This window comes from Hymenobacter sp. YC55 (assembly GCF_029433095.1).
Classification (GTDB): Bacteria; Bacteroidota; Bacteroidia; order Cytophagales; family Hymenobacteraceae; genus Hymenobacter.
Map to the genome: position 1 here is coordinate 16,266 of NZ_JARNTX010000007.1, position 18,521 is coordinate 34,786.

Below are 18,521 nucleotides of genomic sequence, written 5' to 3' on the forward strand. Positions count from 1 at the left end.
GTAAGGCGCGCGACCTACCCGCGTCAGCCGCGGTCAGGTTGCCGCGGCTAAGTTAAAAGGTTACCCGGTAAAATGGGATGGGCAGCAGGCCCTGCTGATAGGCCGTGCCCAGCTGGTTGGTGCGTGCGTTGTAGGCTCGCTGAAACACGTTCTGTCGGTTGGTGAGGTTCTGCACGTCCAGGGCCAGTTCGTGCGTGAGCCGGGCGCGGTTGATTTTATAGCTCAGCTTCACATCGGTCCGGAAGTAGCCCGGTAGCCGCTCACTATAGGCCTGGTCGTCGCGGTACACCGCGGCGCGGGCCTGGCGGGAGGCTTCGGCGTTGAGGGGCGTGACGTAACGCCCACCTGCGCGGGTGGCTTTGAGGCTAACGGTGAACATATTACCGCGCTGGCCTAGCCGAAACTCACGGCCGGCCAGCGCGTTGGCCACGTACCGTGTATTGAAGGGCGTGTTGCGCCGCACGCCATCGCTGCCCGCGTACTGCGAGTCGAACCCCGAGCCCGTGAGCAGAAAGTAGTAGCCCTGGGCGAAGGTGCGCTCCAGCGTCAGCTCCAGGCCGTAGTTGCGGCCGGTTCCCTCGTTGACCAGATGGTCGCGGCTGGCGATGTCGAAGTCGGCCCCTTCCGTCAAGCCCGAATACGCGCTGGGCGTTTGCTCCACCGGCGCCTCGAACAGGGCTTGGTAATATCCCTCGACGCGCAGGCGCAGGTTATCGGCCAGTTGCCGGTCGTAGCCCAGCACGAAATGGTGGCTGCGAGTGAAACCCAACGCGTGGTTGGTGAGGGCGTAGGAACCGTCGGCCTGCGGACTTTGGTAGAAATAGGTGAGCAGCGGCGCGAGGCTGCTGTGCAGGCCGTAGGCGGCGCTCAGCGTGCTGGTGGGCGTGAGCTGGTAGCGCAGCCCCAGGCGCGGTTCCACGACGGTTTTCCCGTTCAGAGCGAAGCGCAAGGCACTCACGCCGGCATTGAGCGTGAGCAGGGCACTGAAGCGGTGATGCCACTGCCCGTAGAGTTGCGTTAGCGCCGTCTGGCCCCGGGCATCGCGCTCCTGATTGAGGGACGGGTAGAGCTCGGTGCTGCGGTAATCGTAGCCCAGCCCATCGACGAGGAGCCCGGCCGTCAGGCGGTTGCGCGCACTGCCTTTATGAGCGACTTGCAGGTGGGCCGAGCGCTTGTCTTGCCGGAACCGGTCGCGCTGGGCCGGCAGTTCCGCTAGCACCCTGCGCCCGCTTTGGAAGAGAAGCGTATCCTCATCGAAGTGTTGGAGGGCGCGCGAGGCCGAGAGCGTGAGGCGGCTCACCGTGCGGGGGCTGAAGCGGTGCTCGTAGCTAACAGCCGCCACGCCCGTGCGGAAGCGAGGATAACTGTTGACGCTTTCCTCGCCGTACACGTCGGTGCGGGTCGAGTCCACATCCTGTCCCAGGAAGGTAATGGTGCTGCGGCCGGCCAGCACCCAGGCGCTGAGCGTGCCGCGCGAACCCACCGGCACATCGGTTTTAAAAGTGAAATCCTGATACTCGGGCGTGCCGGCCAGGCGGTAGCCGGCCGCCTTCAGGAGTGAGAAAATCGAGTAGCGGTAGTTAACTAAGTACGAAGCTTTCGAGTGCTTGCTATAGGGTCCTTCCGCGCCTACCTCAAAGCCATTGAAGCCGACCTGCCCCAAAAACTCGTGCTTTTCGTCGTTGCCCCGGCGCAGGCGCAAATCAAACACCGAGCCCAGGGCGTTGGCGTATTCGGCCGGAAAGGCGCCGGTCAGAAAGTCGGATTTGGCCAGCAGGTTGTTGTTGAGCAGACTCACGGGCCCGCTCGTGGTGTTCTGGGAGCCGAAGTGGTTGGGATTCGGGATATTGACGCCTTCGAGCCGCCAAAGCAGCGTGGCGGGTGAGTTCCCGCGCACGACCAAGTCATTGCGGCCGTCGTTGACGCTGGTGACGCCGGCAAAATTCTGGGCCATGCGGGCCGGGTCGCCGAGGGCGCCGGCGTAGCGGTTGGCTTCGAGCGGGGAAAACGGGCGGGTGGACACGGTGGCCATCTCCTGATTAGGCACGGTCTGATCCTCCCCTCGCCGGTAGGTGACCTGCACCTCGCCCAAGGGCGTCAAGCGCTCGGTCAATTGAACGTCGAGGACCACTTCCTTACCCGCACTTACGCTTACGTCGTGGAGCAGCAGCTCTTCATAGCCAAGACTGGTAACGCGCAATTGCACGCGGCCAACGGGTACATTCACTAATCGAAAGCGACCCTGAGCATCCGTATTGCCGCCTAAGGCGGACGTGACGCCCAGTACCACCACCGTAGCCCCAATAATGGGCGCTTGGGCAGCCGCGTCGCGTACCGTGCCCCGTACTGTTTGCGTGGCGGGCGTAGGCTGGGCAATAGCCAGCTGGCAGCTGGCTGTCAGCAGGAGGGCCAATAGGATCTGTACAGAAGAGGGCATCACTGCGGGTCGTTAGGGAACAGCACGAAGATGGGCCGGCGCCGGCATCGGCGAAACGAAAAGGTCAGTGAACCGTCGCGCAAGCCAGGGTCAATCGTCGCCTAGCGGGTCTGAGTCGTACCACTACCAGTGGGAGGACGGCCGTGCTTGGTCTACCTGCCAGCCGACAAACACTGGCTCCACAAGCCCCGGTGGCGGTTGCAGCACTCTACCATCAATGGCCAAAGTAGACCCTACTGCCGAGCGGTTCAACGATATAGTTATATCATCATGCAGAAAATACAAGTCACATTTATCCTTAATCTGCCCTTGTTTGTGGCTCACTAGGCCCCGAGCTTTGTCGGCCGACAAAGCTCGGGGCCTAGTGTTTTTCTACTTGCTATTTCTATTCCTATGCTTGCAATAACTACTCTCTCCCCTGCGCTTCTGAGCCCAGTTGATCCCCTTGTCTTTGCTACGATCGATGGGTACCTGCTCTCCCGTCGAGAGGGAGAAGCCGCTTTGCGTGAGGGCCGCGCGGTGTTGGTCGGTGATTTATTGGTGGTCTTGTTTACGGCCCAACATTCGGTAACCTACCTTGTCGCCTAAGCCGGCAGCCGGATTAAACTTATCGGCCTATACCCCACTCATGGTGTCGTCCGGTCCGCTGCTGCGTTCGCCGCTTGGGCTATGGTAGCCGCAACTCGCGCGGCTTAACACCCTCCAACTCCTTACGCGGTCTGGAAGCCCAGCCACCCGTTCTCTCGACATAGAGCAAGCCTTATTCGGGATCGGTCAGCACAGGATGTCCCGACCGGACTCCCGGGGGCGCTCACCGTCTACGCAGATGGAGTCAGCTGGAAGTTAAGTGAGTTCTCAGCAGGACCGAACAGCTTGTTGGCTCGCAACGGGTCCTCATGGAACACGGTTCGTGTCTTCCTCCCGTTCTGCATGATCTTTTTTACCTTTATAGCGCTCTTACGTGGCTTTGCAGCCCTTATGTATCCGGGCGTCCCTGCCGCCCACTGGTCGGGCGGCCAAGTGCTAGCCTCTCGATCGCTTCCTTATGCCGCTTACTTCGCATACCGTGTATTTCGAAAATCCCGTCGGCCGCCTGAGCGAACATGCCCACGGGTATGCCATCGTGCACTACAAACCCGGTAAACGGGTATTTCATGAGTTTGAGGCCCTGCTCACCCACCTCACGCACTTGCTCCGGCGCCGGGGTTGGCATAAAGTGTTCTCCGACCAGCGAGCCCTGGCCCCCTTTACCGCGCAAGAACAAGCCTACATCCGGGAGCGGTGGCAGGAAGCGTCTCCGAGTAGGCACCGGGAGCGGCTTGTGGCTGTGCTCCTGCCGCAGGACGTCTACGCGCGGCTCTCAGCCCACCTCGTGATCAACGATGCCCACGAAGGCGACGTCACCTACCGCATATTTGACGACGAGGCTACCGCCGGGGCGTGGCTGCGCCAAATGGTGTAACCCGTCGCGCGACTTTCTCTGCTCGCGTCCACCCGTCTGTTGCCGCGCAAAAGTCATTAAGATAACTACTTCGAGAGCGTATCGCGGCCCACGGGGAGCCGTATACCCTTCTCTATGGAGGAGTCACTCGAAGAAACCCGCCGCCAACGCGCCCTAGCTTGGATGCTGACCCTGCTCGCCGCTTTCTCTGCGCAAGCGCAATCCTGTATCTGGTAAGGCACCCCAGGGTCAGTAGCGACTAGCTACGTCCGCTGTTGACAACTACGCAGCCAGTCCTCGGCCTCAGTCACAGTGTGAAACAACTGCAGGTCGAGAGCGCCTATCACAGGCTGCAGAAAGGTACGGGTTAAAATATCGACCCGCGTATCGCCTTGCACCACGTGGGCAATGTACCGTAAGCCCAGCTGCTGGGCGTGCGGCAGCCAGGCCTGTTCGAGCCACTCCACGGAGTCGAACCAGGGGCCTTGCAAGGCTAAATTATCATTGAGCAAATAGGCACAGTGAAAAGGGCCCGCGGCGCCCAGGTAGCCCTCGGCACCCCGCCGCGCTTCAAGTGGGTCGACGTAGCCGCCCCAGGTGGCGCGCAGCCACCCGTCGCTTTCTTCAAAGGTGAGGGTGCACCAGCTCCCGTCGGCATCCGGTAAGGTATGAAGTAACATCGGTGATAGTTTCTAGGATCAGCTTACACGTTCCAGGCGGGTCTTGCCAGCATTAGCCAAGTGCTACGGGTTCTAGCAGCCAGCCGTTGCCCTACGGACAGAAGACCCATAAGGCGGTGCAGGTATAGTGGCAAGTAGATCAGGCACATGGATATAGCCCAGAGCTTAAGTTAAGACGATTCGCTTGCCTGCCCGCTCGGCTGCATCGCCTTGCGTTAGCTGCCGCTGGTTAGTCATATCTTAAGCACATCGTATCTGGCAGCAAATCGACGAGATTGCTTAGAGAGAATCGGCACCAAATCGCGGGTAGCGACCAGGATTTCACAAAGGGAAGACTGTCGGAGATAATCTGGCAGACAAGGTGAACAAAGTACGCGGTGACCATGCGCAATCTGTTACGCGTGGTCGGTCCCACAGCTTCATCACCCGCAACGCCGTTGACACCAAGCAGCAGCTATATTTACTACCTCAGCCCCTCACTCATTTTCTGGTAGTGGCTTGGCATTCCTCGACCCCTATAGGCATATGCGGCATCTGCTACCCCTTCTGCTCGGCTGGTTCATGGTTTCCCCGCTGGTCGTCCGTGCCCAGGCACCGGACGTGAAGGCAATTAAAGCCGGCAAGCTGTTCGACAGCGAGCGTGGCGTTCTGCTGACCAAGCAAACCATCCTGGTTAGCGGCAACACGATTACGGCGGTGGGCAGCGAAGTCCAGATTCCGCGGGGAGCCACCCTCATCGACCTGAGTGAGTACACCGTTCTACCGGGCCTGATTGAATCCCACAGCCACCTGCTCATGGAGCACCCGGGCACCGAGGACAATACGCTAACCGTTACCAAGGCGGTGGCCCTGGAAGGCGATGTATTACGGGCTTTGCGGGGCGTACCCCGGGCAAAATCCTATCTGGAAGAGGGCTACACCACCGTGCGAGACGTAGGGAATGCCGGCCAGTTTGCGGACGTGGCTTTAAAACGGGCCATTGACGAAGGCAGTGTAGTCGGCCCCCGGCTATACGTGTCCGGCCCCGGTCTCGCCGCTGAAGGGGGGCAAGTACCCGGCCTGGCACCCGGACAAACGCACTTCATTGCGGGCGAGTACCGCATCATCCGCGGCGTAGAGGACGCCCGCCTGGCCGTGCGGGAGCATGTGTACCACGGGGCCGATCTGATCAAGATCTATTCCAACAGCTCCCCCAACAAGACCTATCTGTCGGTGGAGGAAATGAAAGCCATCGTGGAAGAGGCTCATCTGCACCAGTTGAAAGTTACGGCGCATGCGACTACGGACCTAGCCATCCGCCGCGCCGTGCGAGCGGGCGTCGATGGCATCGAGCATGGGTACGTGGTCGCGGACTCCACCTTGCAGCTGATGCGAGAACGGAAGGTTGTGCTTGTGCCGACCGACATGGACTTTCTGCTCGCGAAAAAGCAGGTAGACAAGTTGAAGATGAACCTGAGTAGGGAGCAGATTCGAGACTTGGCCAAGCCGTATCACGAGCGCCTACTCCGGGCCCGACGGGCCAACACCACCATCGCCGCAGGCTCCGATATGTACATGGACTTGGGATTATCCCGGGGGCAGGCCGCCAAACGGGTGCTGTTTGCCTATGCCGAGGCCGGTCTGCCGCTAAACGAGATCCTGCAGGCCGCTACCTGGAATGGCGCGCAGCTGCTGGGCGAGCCGCGGCTCGGTCGACTCCAGGCCGGGGCCTGGGCTGACCTCATTGCCGTGAAAGGCAACCCGCTGGAAGATCTGTCGGCCCTGGAGAAGGTGGTCTTGGTGCTAAAAAACGGTCAGCTCGTTCTCTCGACTCGTCAACCTTAACCAGCTGACCGTCTTTACCGGCCGTTGGTGCCAGAGGCAGATGCCTAGCTCGGGGCCGCCCGCCACCTACTGGCCGCGCACGAATTTGGGGTGGCTCAACGGGCCTTGGCCTTAGGTGGCGGCCCAATAGCCGACGAGAAAGAGCACGAAGCGATAGGGCAGCAGCAAGGCCAGCAGAAAGGCCCCGGTGAAGAGGACCGCCTTGCCCCAGCGCAGCAGCAGCGGCTGGGGCGCAAAGGCCCGCTCAAAGAAGAAAGCCGCGTAGGCGGTGGTCAGCGCGAACATGGTCGGCACCACCAGCGCGTCCTCAGCCAACAGCCGACTTAGCGGTGGCAGCACCCGCCCGAGCAAGGCGAGCGCGGCCATGGCGGCAAACAGCAGCAAGAGCCCGCCAAATAGGTAGACGCTCAGACTGAGCCACTCGACAAAGTAGCGCCGCTGCCGCCAAAATAGCAGCCACAGGGGTAGCGCCAGCAAGGGAATAAAGAGGAACACCAGGCTTTTGGAGTAGACGTGGGCTGCCGCGTCGAAACGCGTGGCAAACGCCAGCCACCCGGGCCCCGCCAGGGGGACGTGCCGCGCCAGCAACTGGCGGGCCCAGCCTCCCCACAAGGGGGCGTGCAGGTGATAGGGGAGCCGCGTTTCGAAGGGGCTGAAGTGACTCAGGCCGGCCAACAGGTAAAACAGCAGGTTAGTGATCAGGAACAGCTGCACGGGGGGCGCGTGGGCGACGCGGCGGCCCTGCAGCCACTCGGCTGCCAGCCACCCCGGACGGCGCAGCTGGGCACCCAGATCGCGCAGCACCCGCACATCGAAGTGGGTGAGCACGTCGACGGTGTGTTCGAGAAAATGGGCCAGGGCATAATCGTGGCGGTGCAAGCGCTTTTCCCCACAGGCATGGCAGTAGGACCCGACCAAGGGGGTGTGGCAACTAGCGCAAGCAGGCGCCGGGGCGCTGCTCGGCGGGAGCGGAATGGAAGGGGAAGGCAGCGGATTCATCCGCCTTAAGATAGCAACTCGCCCGGAGCTACACCCTATGCTCTGCGCTACATCTCGTTACGGGCTGCCATGCCACCCCTCGGGCTTGCTTATACCAGGGCCAGGTCCACGCCGGTGGTGAGCGGACCTGTTTGGTACTGGGTAGCGCCGTGAAGTGCGTTCACTGTCTTGGTGGGTTGCGTTCTGCTGGTCCTTACCCGCGCCGGAAGCACACCTCCCGCGGTTCTCTCGGCGCCACCTGCGGCGCCAGAGTATCACGGAGAAAATCGTTAGCAGTGAAGCCATCGTCACAGGGTATTCTGCTAGGGAGTATGGTGCGGCGGTAAGGGTGTCTGCGCGGCGGCAGCAACTACGGGAGCCGAAGAGGTTGACTTCTTCACATCAATAACGCCGGTTAGTTGCAACGCAAAAACAAGTAGGAGCATACTCGTCATGAGCCAGAAGTGGCTGTTCATTTCGTTGGCCAATGAGCTAGCAGGGTACGTAGTATTCATACAGCGGAAAGGCAAGAGGGAGCGGGACGAAGACGGCTTGGAAGATTGCTAAATATAAATAACATAATGCAATAAATACAAGGAAACGAGGTACTGGTTAGGATTAATTTAATCGCGGTAATAACCAAGCTATGGAAACCTCTCGTCCTAGGGCGAGGCTTCTTTCTATCTTGGGCAAGCGGCTGTACTCGGTATACGCTTCGAGAGGTGCTGTGCCAACGCAGGGGCGGCAAGGGGGCAGCTGAGTGGCTTCCGCATCCTAACACACCTGGGCAAAGAAGCGGTCTAGCTACTAAAGAGTGAAGCCGTTTTGTCCTTATCTACTAGCCTGAAAGCCCAGAAACCGCTAAATTTATGTTCTTATGAAGCAGAACCACGTCGTAACCGGAGCCGCCTTTGCCGCTCTACTCGGACGGTTGCGCCGTGAACAGCCCACCAGCCACGTGTATTTGCACACCAACATCGTCACGGACCGCTACTTTCTGCTGGGGGAACAGAAGCAGTTGCTGGCCGAAACCGACTACGATACGGCTGCCTTTTACACCTTGGCTTTTCGGGCCCAGGTAGCCGCGAGCGAGGGCGATGATTTCTACGTGGTGCTGGCCCTACAGGACCTGGAGGATACAAGTGGCGTGCGCGACGCCGAGTTTGCCTTGGAGTTGATGAAGTACATCTCTGCTCCTTTACCGCGTAAGCCCCGGGGTAAGCGGGGCAAAACCTAGGATTGTACTTCCTGATCGCCGTGCCCACGCAAAGCTGGTATGCGCCGTTAGGAGTACCCGGGCTGGCCGAGACGAACTGCGCGCTCTACTGTAAGCAGGAGCCTAGAGGAGCGCGTTTTCCGTTACTTTTCCGGCTAAGTCGTCCACCTATTTCAGCGCGCAATGCAGTTCGCTTTTAGCTACAGTTGAGATCTGCCAGCAGGGCCTTGGCTAGCATTTTCAAGGCTTTACTCGCGCTTTTTAGGCAAGGAAATCCCCATCTTCCTTCTAGGTTTAGTTTACCTCCCACGATATTCTCGTGCCCATACTCTGTTCCTTCTGGTTGTGTTTCGGGCTCACCCTCCCTCCTACTGCTCCCAAAGTCTATAGCTGTCAGGGATTCGCCAGCTAGGCCCATCATGCCTCAAGCAAGGGGTAAGGCTTGGCGTGGGGTACGAAAACGGTCAAGTAGTTGTCTAAGGGCGGCGGCCGAGAAGCTAGGTCGGCGCCCTTGCGGCCGCTGCTACTCTCGCTAAGATAAAGCTAGCCGAGCCTACTTCGATTACCGATGACTTAGCAAATCGGTTACGTCGTTTGGATAGAGTGGACCAAGACTTCTCTTCCTGTTTGAGGCGGTTTTCACTCGGACTACAGGTACCTAAGGAAACACGAGATGCCTGCTCCTGTCAACCCCCTAATTTGGATTGAACGACGTAAGGCAGGCAGAATAAAACCAGGCAATAATAAACTCATATAATACTAATAATCAGTTATATCGACACTTAATTAAAGGTATAAAATCGCATAAAAACCTCTCTGCGGAATAGACTTTTTTATACCCCGGGGAGCGTGCCGTTTCAACTTATGGGTTGACCAAAAGCACCTGTTTCGTTTTATGCTAGTTTGTGGTACAACTTGGGGTACAAACTCGTAATCCGCGCCATGGTCGTGGCAGCGATATTATCAAAGGCCTTGGCCCCGGTTTCGAAGTCTTTAAGCAGCGCATAGGTTTCCCGCATCAGCTTGGTCAGCTCCGCCTCCGACAAGGTGAGCACGCGCTCGATCTGCGCTTCGCTGAGCTTGAGCTTCCGGAATCGACCAGCCACCCGCGTATGCAGATCACCCAGCGGCGGCTTCGGGGCCGCCGGCAGTTGCTTGCTGGTTTCGGCCGCCACCACCGTGGCCGAGGTCTGCGGCTCGGTGGACTCGTGGTACTTAATCGTAAACTCGATGCTATCCACGGCCCGGCCTTTCTTGTTTTCCGTGTAGGCGACCTCGAAATTTTTCGTGTTCAACTCGTCGATACTCGGCTTGAGCACTTTGTTGCAGTAATCCGCGTACTGCGCGTAGGTGCCTGCCCCGTGGTAATGGTGCGCAGTTTCTCCACGGTGACCGTGATCGGCGAACGAAACTCCCAACTCTTGAGCAGCCAATAGAAGCGAATGGTATTGGCGTTGGATAAGCTCATTAGCTCCGCCACGTGGCCTAGGGTGTACTCGCCCGCCAGGTGCTGCAAGTACAGCAAGGCCGTTTCGCTGAACATGCCCGTCAGGATCCCTTTTGTGCCATCATAGCGCATGCCCTACACCAGGGAAATCACGGGGCGCTCCTTTCTCCGGTTTACCACGGGCAGTTCTCTAACCAAGTGAGCGTGAACACCACCAGGCCACGGAAAGAGCTGCGGTTCCAACTTCCAACCGCGCGGAGCGTGAACTTAAAGCTTGGAGAAAAGACCCGGAAACTCCGTCTTTAACGAATTAACCGTCGTGGCGCCGATATTATCGAATACCTTGGATTTCGTTTCGTAGTTCACTAGGAGTTGATGCGTGGATTTTAGCAGCTTCGTAAAGCTGGCCTCGTCATCCCCTAAATGTTCCAACACGGTCTTGATCTGCGAGTCCGTAACCAGTAACTTCTGCAACCGGGCCACTATGCGTTGATGTAGGCTAGGCATTTCCGCGATAATCCCCAGCGTTAATTGCTCTGACTGCTTTTGCCGGCCCTTGGGGGTGATATCAAGTATTGGGGGCTCCCCGTTGTTTCCCGCTATAACATGCTTGGGAATGGTAAACAAAATCTTGGTGACCTTCCTACCCACTTTCAGGGGTTCCCAACCAACCATCCACCCGATATCGTGCAGTTCTTTTACGGCCGGTTCCAGCACGTAGCGCTTGAAATCGTAGAAAATAACATAGGCGGTATCCTCCGTACCCACCATTTGCTCGCGTAACTTATCGATCTCCACCTCCCAACTGCCCACGTCATCCCAGCTGGTTAACAACCAGTAGAGCCGATGCGCGTGCGCGCTCTTTAAGGTCAGGATCGTTTCAATTTCCACCGTGGTATACTCACTGGCGAGTTCGAGCAGAAACGGTTTAATCTCGGGCGCAAAATTACCGGTCACGTACCCCGTACCCTCGTCTATTTCCATAAAGCTGATGATACCATAGTTTTTGATATTCATCTTCCCTCGGGAATTAGTTCGGGCAATGCTTACCACTTTCCCCATCAACGTCTTGCACGCCGCATCAATTTGTTCATACACGGGGCCGGACTTCGCCTTGGGAATAACCCGCTTCATGGGAATCCGAATTTGGGGCAATTCCAAGGACTTCGAGTGGATGCAACCCAATGCCAACGCAACGATGCGCGCCTCAATGTGATTCAGCTTCAAGGGCGACCTGACCAGAATATTGGCTTGCCGGGCCTGGGGGTACAACGATGTTTCCATTACAGATGCAGAGTTAAGCTGCTCTAACCTACGGAAAAGTAGTGACAATCTTCCGTAGTATAGGACTGTATTTTTCGCACCCAGTACCAGTGGGTGTAATTTCTTCCGTAGTTGCCACAGCTAGTGTAATTTCTTCCGCAATGGGTGTAGTTTCTTCCGTAATGGGTGTAATTTCTTCCGTAGTGGGTGTAGTTTCTTCCCTAATAGGGTGTAATTTCTTCCGTAGATGAGTGTAAATCCTTCCGTAACAAGGTGTAATTCCTTCCGTAGCAAGGTGTAGTTTCTTCCGTAAATGGCCTAGATAAATAACTGACTTACAGTTATTTACGAGCTATAGAAGAAAGAAAAGAGAAGAGTTAGAAAACTAGAAAGGTTCTTTGCTTTTTGAAAGGATTAAATTTTGTCTTAGTCCTAGTCAAAAGATGGCTTGTTTGTCGGTTACCGCCAAGCAGCGGACACTGAAACTCTCCCAGCAACTACGGAAGAAACTACACTCTGACTACCTACCAAATCCGGCGAAAACCCGGCAAGGGTTAACCCGGCAGTTCCCGGCCGGGTAATACGCGCGGTAAGTTAACTTGATGAGTGGATGCCCCGGAGGCACCAACAAGCACGGCAATGGGGACCGGATCCTTCTCGTCGAACTGGGGCAACAGGTGGCGCTGGCATGGAGCGGCGTGCCAACTCAACACTTGTTTGGTTACGTCGAAGGCATTGTTCAACATGCCTATTGCTATCATCAGCCTGGTGGACGAGGACCGCATCTGGTTGAAGTGCCACCACGGGCTGAAGGTGGAGCAAAGCGACCGCGACCCGGGCCTGTGCGCCTCGGCCATTCTCTCCGACGAAATGTACCTCGTGGAAAACGCGCGGCGCGATCCGTGCACGCTCACCAAAGCCGCTGGTGGCCGGCGCGTTTGGCCTGCAGTGCTACGCGACGGCCCCGCTGGAAACCTACGATGGTTACAACCTGGGCCCCTTTTGCCTGATCGACCAGAAGCCGCGCAGGGAAGTGCCCGGCGCATTGCCCAGCTGGAACAACGCCAGCCCGCTGCGTAGTGACGGCAAATAGCCACCGGTAGTGGCTTCACCCCAAACCAACTGCCTAATGTTGTGGCCTGAAGATCAATTTGCTAGCCGTTAAGGGAGGGCAAGCGTGCATCTTTGCCGGCGGTACCGCCGTAGCACGGGAGCATATGAACGACATCACCTTGGTTTCGGAGGCCTACGGGGCCGTCTACCTAGCGCCGGAGGTGCCGTGCATCATCATTCAGTGGACGGGCTACGCCAACAGCGAGCAGTTCCGCTACTTGATGAAGCAGGCGCAGGCCTTCTACATCGCCGAGACTCCGCGCCACCCTGCTGCCCTAGGCTGGATAGCTGATTCGCGGGGCTTAGGCGCGGTCCGCCCCGGTGACCAGCAGTGGCTGCACACCGACTGGAATCCGCAGACTTACCAGGCCGGGGTGCGCTACATCGCTATCGTCGAGGCCGAATCTATCTTCGGCAAGATTGCCGCGCAGCAGTACGTGACCAACGTCATGCAGAGCGAGCAGTACAGCTTTCACACCCGCACCCTGCCCACGCTGGAGGCCGCTAAGCAATGGCTGCAGCAGGTATTGCCCCTTGCCCCCGAGCAGTAGCCGATGCGCCAAGAACTGACCAGCGCGCTAGGGCGCACCTACCTAATTGTCGAACCCAACCCCGCCGAGCGGTGGATCGACGTGGTCTGGATGGGCTACCTCACCAGGGCCAACATCCAGTGCGGGGCCGCGGCCTACACCGCCGCCCTGGCCGCGTCCGGGTACCACGCCGTGCTCAACGACACGCGCGCCGTGTTGGGTCCGTGGGAGCATTCGCTCGACTGGGTGGTGAACACCTGGGCCCCGCAGGCGGCGGCCGCGGGCCTCACGCACTTTGCCATGGTGACCACCCGCGAATCGATGGCCGACGCCACGGCCCTGAGCTTTTACCAGCAACTCACCGCCTTCCAAGCCGAACTGTTTGCCGACATCGAAGAAGCCCGGCGCTGGCTGCGGCGGTTCTCGTTGGCCACTGGCGAACGATAAACAAAGGGTAAACAGCTCGGTCTGGCGCGGGAACCCAACCACCTCCGGGCTCGGGTAGTGGAACATGCCATGTTAGGGCTTTACTCAGCTGTCTCGTCCGCCAACAAAGTCGACCGTTATTTTGAGCGATTGTTCAGAGTAACGGTCGTGGCTGTTGCAGAACTCCCAGTAGGGAATGCACTTGCTAGCACCAACGTCTGAAACAGGCTAAAAAGACCACGTACTGCTCCTATTTCCCATAAATGAGGCGATGAAGCATAGCTTCTCCAGAATACAGGAAGGGTTCTGCAACAGCCACGTTCGTTTTAGTGAACATGCAGAAACAGTCTTTACGTTGAAATGTGCTGACATAGCAGATGGGAGACGCCCGCGGCTCGCCTACTGGTCTGCCCATACGCCCGTTGCTTATGCCCCGTCGTTCTACGCTCTCCGCCGCCGAGCGGGAGCAACTGCTCGCCTTGCCCGAAACGTCCGCGAACCACTCGGAGTCGGTGCTGAAAGAGTGGGCTCTCCCCTATCCGCTTACATTGTGGACTGGGTACGCATGAATTGGGATAACTAGTTACATACCAATGCATTGCGTTTGGGGAAAGAACCCGACGGAATGTCTTTAAGTGCAGCGGTTAGGCTACTTCCAAACCCTATCGGCCAACAAACCCTGGTGGGGCTATCCTCTTGCAAAAAACACCACTCCCTCTGGCGCTCCCACCGGAAAACCCAAGTTTTTAGCGCGAGCGCCACAGTGAGTGGCTATCGTAGCAAATCGATACGAATCGTTTACCGGGGGGCTTTTTTGGCGCGCGGGCGACCTTGCAGCTTCTTAACGTTGAGGCGCTTCTGGTATTCGTGCGGCGGCAAGGGCTTGTCGGCATCGGGAAAGCGTCCCAAGTACAACTGCAGCGCGTTTTCGACGGCGGTGGTCATGTCTTCCCGATTCCAGTAATCGTGCTGGACCAGGCGAATATAAGTGCCTTTCGTAATCAGGGTGTTATAGGGCACCTTCGCATCGAGCGGTAACTCGGAAGCCTCCTCTCCTACCGGCTCTATAGTTGATTCTGGGCTCGGCACCGGCGGGGAGGGTATTGCCTCCGGGGCTGCCAGCGTACGATTGCCGTAGAGGCTGGCACGATCCGCGGGGATGACGGGCGCGGGGGTGACGCGTTCCGGGTCGGCCAGGCTCGAGAAGTTGGGGCGGTTCTTAGGGGGCTTAGTGCTCATGGACAGCGGCGACGCGGTGAAGAATAGCTTGGGTTAATTCCATGTAGTCTTGGGCGCCGTGGGAATCAGGAGCGTACTCGAAGATGCTGGTTTCCAAACTCACGGCCTCGGCCAGCGCCAGGTTGGTTCGAATGCTGACCTGCAGCACATCTGCGTCGCCGAAGCGATCCCGGGTCTGCTGCACAAAATCCCGGTGGAGACGACTGCGGTAAGACGCCGCGTACTTGGTGAAGAAGATGCCGCCTAGTTGCAACTGGGGGTTGTAGTAGTCCCGGGTTCGGTCACAAGCATCGAGCAGCGTCTTTAACCCCTGATAGCCCCAGCGCTCGGGCTGGACGGGAATAAACACCCAGTTGCTGGCCACCAAGGCCGCGTACAACAGGGCGGACATGTGGGGCGGCGTATCAATAATGCAAAAGTCGTAGTGCCCGCTGACGGGCCCGAGCCCTTTGCGCAAAAGAAACTCGCTGCCTTTTTGCGTGCCATAGTATTGCTCGAGCAAATTCACGTCCAAGGACGAGGGAAGCAGGGCCAGCCCTTCCTCTATCGGATGAATTGCCGCGGCCACGGTTACGGAGGAGTTTGGCTCCAGCAGGGTGCCTAAGTTAGGGGTTAAGCTTATCGCCCCTTTGAACGCCATGGTCAGGTTGCATTGCGCATCACAATCAACCAAGAGCACGCGGTAACCTAAGCTGTGCAGGGCCAAGCCAATGTTGAGGGCGGAAGTGCTTTTGCCTACTCCCCCTTTGTTGTTTGCTAAACAAATTGTAACCATCAGACAAGTGCTAGATAATGGATGAACAAGTATAGTACTTATTGTACGTACAACCAGTATTGTGCTTAATATAATTAATTTACGCTTTATAGTTACACTAATCAGAGTAATTATTTAAACTATAACTTGTTTATAATCAGTTATATGCAAGTAAGCTTGCTGTTTCAAGTCGCGATTTATGAAGTACGAAATGTACACTGCTGATTGTAAGCTATTCGATTACCACCAGCAGTGTACGTACGATAATTACTGTACGTACCAGATTTATCGATGACTGTTACGTTGCCCGAGGGCTTAGGAAAAAAGTTGAACTACTAGCTTGATTTATCTGGTAAGGCGAGGGCGCCGGCAGGTAAGCTGATTCGATTCCCCTCTTATTATAAAAGCAGATTCCCTCGGTGAATGTGAGAAGCGAGTAGCTAAAAAAAACGGGTTACGGTTAGCCGTTACACAAGGGGCCGCAACCCAGCTGCGGTAAGAACCGGGCGGCTGCGCTGCCCTATAAGAGGGGCAGGGCCCACCGGCGTAAGCCAGAAGTTTAAAAGTGAAATTAAACGCTGCTGGTATTAGCCATCGCTTTTGACGGCAACGGGGTTCAAATAAGTGGCGGGATGCGAGTAGTAGGACGCTAGCGCAACAAAAGCTTGAAATTTAAAATGATTACAACGCGTAGTGTACGTACAATACTTACATAAAGTACTGTACGTACACTACGCGTATCTCGATTGATTGCAAGAAGAAACCATTCGCTTAGCGCAGGCTAAGCGTCAGATACCAACCAGTAGGGGAGGGAAGCAGCAATTACAGAGCCTAGGCAGTACCCGCACCTAACGCCGGCCTGCGACATGAGGCCAGCGGGCAAAGAGAATACACTCTGTTCCGTCTTCGTGAAGCTGTTGCCGGGCCGGGCTAGCGCTTCAGTTTGCGCGCCTTTAAAATATCGTCGTTGCTCACGTTAAACGTCAGATGTCGGCCGCCGCCGCGCTCGAACATCTCGACGACCAGGTTCTTGTCGTCGGGGATGGTGAACTTGCGCAGCACATAGACTTGGTCCAAGCCGCCCGGGCCGGGAATTACGGTTTGCCCCGCGTTATAAATGAACACCGGCGCTACCTCGGATTCCTGGATGGCCGTGCGCTTGGCCAGCTTCTTGTCGCGGATGTAGAACTTGAGGAAGTCCACGTCGTAGTTGATGTTGGACTTGTTGAGCATATAAACGGGCAGGAAGAACAGCTCCTCCGTGGTATACATACCCGGCAATGCCAGGGTGATATCATCCTTGACCTGCTTGGTGCGCAGCATGCGCTTCTTCTTCAGGACGAGGCGCGCGTAGTTCTCCATCTCGGGTTGCGTCAACCTGAGGGGCGAGAACAAGGCCAGCGGCAGGGTAGGGGAGGCCGCGCCGGTGCCCGTGGTCAGGTTGTAGGTGAGCACCCGGGGATTCGCCTCATAGTCCACTAAAAACGAGTACAGCTGCCCATCCGCGGTGACCACCGTCATGTTGGTTTGCGGAAAGCTTGGCTGGTTGGCTTTGAGCTTGACGATGTTTTCCGCCCCCTGGGCCTTGTCGGCAATGATGCCGGCATTCCCTAAGTCCACGTACGTCACGGCGTAGGGGAAAATCAGGTGGGTGGTTTTCTGAAAGCCCACGCCCAGGTGGTACGAGCCGATGTAGTTCTGCTCCTCGAGGCGCAGTATCTTCGGCCCGGCACTGGCTGCTTCGGCCGGCGCGGCCGGGGCGGAGAAGTTGCCCAGCAGCTGCGCCGGCGTCATCGACCGACGCGCACTAGCGTGTTGGGCCGGGGCGGGCAGGGCCCCTACGGTCAGGACCAGAAGGCCGACGCGGGCAAACGTGGGGAGTAGGCTCATGATTTGAGGAGCAGGTTGTAGTTGGCTTTGAGATGAATCTTGACCAGCTTGATTTTCTTACCGGCTAATGCTTTGCCGGTTTGCAGCGCAAGGCCCGCGGCCTGCGCGCCCATACTCGGTGACATCGTGAGCAAGTCGGCGCTGCTCGTGCCGCTGGCCAGGCCTTGCTTGGCCGCGTCCCGGTCAAGGGAGCCGGGAATGCTCAGGCCTTCCCCGCCATCCAGATCGTAGGCTTTCAGCGTTACGGGCAGCACACTATTCTGAACCTGCACCGAGGTAGCCTCAATCGAGAGGCGGTTACCGGAAATCTGGCAGGTGCCATACAGAAAGCTGTTGCGTGGGATACTTCGTCCTTCTAGCTGCACATCGGAAAGCAGGCGCATCTTCACCACCGACCCTTGCGTCACGACCACATCCTCATGAATGACGGCCGGTACGGCATTCCTCTGTCCGGTGGTGGCTTCCCCCAGGCCGTGGAAGGCATTGCCGGAATTCACGACCACCACCGGCGTGCCCATTGGGGCCGGGCTGCCCAAGCGGGTCACCACTGAGGGGTGTACTTCGCTCACCACGCTCATGCCTTTCGGCTTGGGAGCGGCCGAGGGTTTCGGTACCGGGGCCGCCGCAGGAGGAGGGGCCGCCGGCGTGTTCAGGGCCAGCAACCGCTTTTCGTATTGCTGCCGCAAAACATCCAATTCCTTGATGGTTTGTTCTAGCTCTACATCCTTAACCGAGCGGGCCGGCTCGTAAGCCCGCTCGCTGCTGTAGTCTCTGCTGCTGGCATACCCTCCGCCCGAACGACTGTGCGACGTTTCGGGATCCTGCTGCTGCTCTTGCAGGCGCTGCATCCGGCTTTGCACAGCCATCACATTGGGATCTTGGTTGGCTTCGTAGGGCTGGGAGGACTGGCCTGGCTGCACCGCATAGTTGAGGCCGGTAGCGGTCGTACCCGACATGGTAGCGTCACCCGCCGCATTCGTGGCCTCGCCGACTTCTCCCACAGGCGTAAAGGCGAGCCGGTTATCACGCTGGCTGCTGTCATGGGGGGCTTTGTAGGCCTCCAGCTTCGTTTCAAACAACGAAGATTTGCCGGCCGCAGGCAGGGTCGTATTAATGCCCATGGAACCAGGAGGGGCACTCGCCGTCGCGGCGGTCACGCCCTTGCCGCCGCCGCCCATATAAAAAAGCAAGGTTAGGCAGATGAAGGTGGGCAGTGGAATGAAGAGCAGCAACCGACGCTTCATCAAAAGTTCTTGGGTTAGTTTAGGAGGGGTCGCCATGGT

The 18,521-nt window shown here is 57.8% G+C and carries 19 protein-coding genes; 7 read left to right on the forward strand and 12 right to left on the reverse strand.

Translation table 11 applies throughout. The features are described from left to right. Positions 1–52 precede the first annotated feature (52 nt). Positions 53–2,437 carry a TonB-dependent receptor gene (locus tag P1X16_RS26980; protein WP_277235614.1) on the reverse strand — a complete coding sequence of 795 codons (2,385 nt, stop codon included), beginning with the start codon at positions 2,435–2,437 and terminating at the stop codon, positions 53–55. Between the two features lie 1,045 nt (positions 2,438–3,482). Here P1X16_RS26980 and P1X16_RS26985 point away from each other — a divergent pair. Continuing rightward, positions 3,483–3,899: a hypothetical protein gene (locus P1X16_RS26985; protein WP_277235616.1), complete on the forward strand. Its 417-nt coding sequence runs from the start codon at positions 3,483–3,485 to the stop codon at positions 3,897–3,899. A gap of 242 nt (positions 3,900–4,141) precedes the next feature. Here P1X16_RS26985 and P1X16_RS26990 read toward each other — a convergent pair whose 3' ends face one another. Further along, positions 4,142–4,558, reverse strand: a complete 417-nt coding sequence (locus P1X16_RS26990; RefSeq protein WP_277235618.1) for a hypothetical protein — start codon at positions 4,556–4,558, stop codon at positions 4,142–4,144. A gap of 561 nt (positions 4,559–5,119) precedes the next feature. Between P1X16_RS26990 and P1X16_RS26995 the strand changes: the two genes are divergently transcribed. Beyond that, a complete protein-coding gene (locus tag P1X16_RS26995) occupies positions 5,120–6,382 on the forward strand; it encodes an amidohydrolase family protein (RefSeq protein ID WP_277235619.1) in 1,263 nt (420 codons plus the stop codon). Between the two features lie 111 nt (positions 6,383–6,493). Here the strand turns inward: P1X16_RS26995 and P1X16_RS27000 are convergent, their stop codons facing one another. Both P1X16_RS27000 and P1X16_RS27005 read right to left on the reverse strand, forming a co-directional pair. Next, positions 6,494–7,261, reverse strand: a complete 768-nt coding sequence (locus tag P1X16_RS27000; RefSeq protein ID WP_277235620.1) for a DUF3667 domain-containing protein — start codon at positions 7,259–7,261, stop codon at positions 6,494–6,496. 422 nt (positions 7,262–7,683) lie between these two features. Then, positions 7,684–7,875 (reverse strand): hypothetical protein, encoded by a 192-nt coding sequence (locus tag P1X16_RS27005; RefSeq protein ID WP_277235621.1) that lies wholly within the window; start codon positions 7,873–7,875, stop codon positions 7,684–7,686. 362 nt (positions 7,876–8,237) lie between these two features. On the opposite strand from P1X16_RS27005, the gene P1X16_RS27010 reads away from it, so the two are divergent. Then, positions 8,238–8,597, forward strand: coding sequence for a hypothetical protein (locus P1X16_RS27010; protein ID WP_277235623.1), 360 nt, complete (start codon positions 8,238–8,240; stop codon positions 8,595–8,597). An 872-nt stretch (positions 8,598–9,469) separates the two neighbouring features. Here P1X16_RS27010 and P1X16_RS27015 read toward each other — a convergent pair. The 4 genes from P1X16_RS27015 to P1X16_RS27030 all read right to left on the reverse strand — a co-directional run bounded on the left by P1X16_RS27015 (position 9,470) and on the right by P1X16_RS27030 (position 12,032). After that, positions 9,470–9,895 (reverse strand): RepB family plasmid replication initiator protein, encoded by a 426-nt coding sequence (locus P1X16_RS27015; protein WP_277235624.1) that lies wholly within the window; start codon positions 9,893–9,895, stop codon positions 9,470–9,472. Then, a complete protein-coding gene (locus P1X16_RS27020; protein WP_346771270.1) occupies positions 9,868–10,119 on the reverse strand; it encodes a hypothetical protein in 252 nt (83 codons plus the stop codon). The genes P1X16_RS27015 and P1X16_RS27020 overlap by 28 nt, the downstream gene beginning before the upstream one ends. Positions 10,120–10,290: 171 nt before the next feature. Next, positions 10,291–11,307, reverse strand: a complete 1,017-nt coding sequence (locus P1X16_RS27025; protein ID WP_277235628.1) for a replication initiation protein — start codon at positions 11,305–11,307, stop codon at positions 10,291–10,293. Between the two features lie 533 nt (positions 11,308–11,840). Beyond that, positions 11,841–12,032 carry a hypothetical protein gene (locus P1X16_RS27030; protein ID WP_277235629.1) on the reverse strand — a complete coding sequence of 64 codons (192 nt, stop codon included), beginning with the start codon at positions 12,030–12,032 and terminating at the stop codon, positions 11,841–11,843. Here P1X16_RS27030 and P1X16_RS27035 point away from each other — a divergent pair. The 4 genes from P1X16_RS27035 (at position 12,031) to P1X16_RS27050 (ending at position 13,924) form a co-directional block, all read left to right on the forward strand. After that, the gene (locus tag P1X16_RS27035) at positions 12,031–12,366 is read left to right on the forward strand and encodes a hypothetical protein (RefSeq protein WP_277235630.1); all 336 of its coding nucleotides are present in this window, start codon (positions 12,031–12,033) and stop codon (positions 12,364–12,366) included. The two genes, P1X16_RS27030 and P1X16_RS27035, sit on opposite strands and share 2 nt — an antisense overlap. A gap of 137 nt (positions 12,367–12,503) precedes the next feature. Next, entirely contained in the window at positions 12,504–12,950 is a 447-nt protein-coding gene (locus tag P1X16_RS27040) for a hypothetical protein (RefSeq protein WP_277235632.1), read from the forward strand. A gap of 3 nt (positions 12,951–12,953) precedes the next feature. After that, positions 12,954–13,376: an STAS/SEC14 domain-containing protein gene (locus P1X16_RS27045; RefSeq protein WP_277235634.1), complete on the forward strand. Its 423-nt coding sequence runs from the start codon at positions 12,954–12,956 to the stop codon at positions 13,374–13,376. Between the two features lie 407 nt (positions 13,377–13,783). Beyond that, positions 13,784–13,924 carry a hypothetical protein gene (locus P1X16_RS27050; protein WP_277235635.1) on the forward strand — a complete coding sequence of 47 codons (141 nt, stop codon included), beginning with the start codon at positions 13,784–13,786 and terminating at the stop codon, positions 13,922–13,924. A 229-nt stretch (positions 13,925–14,153) separates the two neighbouring features. On the opposite strand, the gene P1X16_RS27055 is transcribed toward P1X16_RS27050, so the two are convergent. From P1X16_RS27055 to traM, 4 genes are all read right to left on the reverse strand, one after another. After that, positions 14,154–14,594, reverse strand: a complete 441-nt coding sequence (locus P1X16_RS27055) for a hypothetical protein (protein WP_277235637.1) — start codon at positions 14,592–14,594, stop codon at positions 14,154–14,156. Further along, entirely contained in the window at positions 14,584–15,369 is a 786-nt protein-coding gene (locus P1X16_RS27060; RefSeq protein ID WP_277235638.1) for a ParA family protein, read from the reverse strand. The genes P1X16_RS27055 and P1X16_RS27060 overlap by 11 nt, the downstream gene beginning before the upstream one ends. Positions 15,370–16,278: 909 nt before the next feature. Next, the gene (traN, locus tag P1X16_RS27065; protein WP_277235640.1) at positions 16,279–17,238 is read right to left on the reverse strand and encodes a conjugative transposon protein TraN; all 960 of its coding nucleotides are present in this window, start codon (positions 17,236–17,238) and stop codon (positions 16,279–16,281) included. Next, entirely contained in the window at positions 17,235–18,518 is a 1,284-nt protein-coding gene (traM, locus tag P1X16_RS27070) for a conjugative transposon protein TraM (RefSeq protein ID WP_277235641.1), read from the reverse strand. Before traM ends, traN begins: the two co-directional genes overlap by 4 nt. Between the last annotated feature and the right edge of the window lie 3 nt (positions 18,519–18,521).

What these genes read in the sequence shown, in the direction of transcription:
- P1X16_RS27005 (WP_277235621.1), bottom strand. Translation starts at nt 7,875, where the DNA reads ATGAATACTACGTACCCTGCTAGCTCATTGGCCAACGAAATGAACAGC.
- P1X16_RS27020 (WP_346771270.1), bottom strand. Translation starts at nt 10,119, where the DNA reads ATGTTCAGCGAAACGGCCTTGCTGTACTTGCAGCACCTGGCGGGCGAG.
- P1X16_RS27055 (WP_277235637.1), bottom strand. Translation starts at nt 14,594, where the DNA reads ATGAGCACTAAGCCCCCTAAGAACCGCCCCAACTTCTCGAGCCTGGCC.
- P1X16_RS27025 (WP_277235628.1), bottom strand. Translation starts at nt 11,307, where the DNA reads ATGGAAACATCGTTGTACCCCCAGGCCCGGCAAGCCAATATTCTGGTC.
- P1X16_RS26980 (WP_277235614.1), bottom strand. Translation starts at nt 2,437, where the DNA reads ATGCCCTCTTCTGTACAGATCCTATTGGCCCTCCTGCTGACAGCCAGC.
- P1X16_RS27030 (WP_277235629.1), bottom strand. Translation starts at nt 12,032, where the DNA reads ATGTTGAACAATGCCTTCGACGTAACCAAACAAGTGTTGAGTTGGCAC.
- P1X16_RS27040 (WP_277235632.1), top strand. Translation starts at nt 12,504, where the DNA reads ATGAACGACATCACCTTGGTTTCGGAGGCCTACGGGGCCGTCTACCTA.
- P1X16_RS27010 (WP_277235623.1), top strand. Translation starts at nt 8,238, where the DNA reads ATGAAGCAGAACCACGTCGTAACCGGAGCCGCCTTTGCCGCTCTACTC.
- P1X16_RS27045 (WP_277235634.1), top strand. Translation starts at nt 12,954, where the DNA reads ATGCGCCAAGAACTGACCAGCGCGCTAGGGCGCACCTACCTAATTGTC.
- P1X16_RS27060 (WP_277235638.1), bottom strand. Translation starts at nt 15,369, where the DNA reads ATGGTTACAATTTGTTTAGCAAACAACAAAGGGGGAGTAGGCAAAAGC.
- traM (WP_277235641.1), bottom strand. Translation starts at nt 18,518, where the DNA reads ATGGCGACCCCTCCTAAACTAACCCAAGAACTTTTGATGAAGCGTCGG.
- P1X16_RS26985 (WP_277235616.1), top strand. Translation starts at nt 3,483, where the DNA reads ATGCCGCTTACTTCGCATACCGTGTATTTCGAAAATCCCGTCGGCCGC.
- P1X16_RS27035 (WP_277235630.1), top strand. Translation starts at nt 12,031, where the DNA reads ATGCCTATTGCTATCATCAGCCTGGTGGACGAGGACCGCATCTGGTTG.
- P1X16_RS26990 (WP_277235618.1), bottom strand. Translation starts at nt 4,558, where the DNA reads ATGTTACTTCATACCTTACCGGATGCCGACGGGAGCTGGTGCACCCTC.
- P1X16_RS27050 (WP_277235635.1), top strand. Translation starts at nt 13,784, where the DNA reads ATGCCCCGTCGTTCTACGCTCTCCGCCGCCGAGCGGGAGCAACTGCTC.
- traN (WP_277235640.1), bottom strand. Translation starts at nt 17,238, where the DNA reads ATGAGCCTACTCCCCACGTTTGCCCGCGTCGGCCTTCTGGTCCTGACC.
- P1X16_RS26995 (WP_277235619.1), top strand. Translation starts at nt 5,120, where the DNA reads ATGGTTTCCCCGCTGGTCGTCCGTGCCCAGGCACCGGACGTGAAGGCA.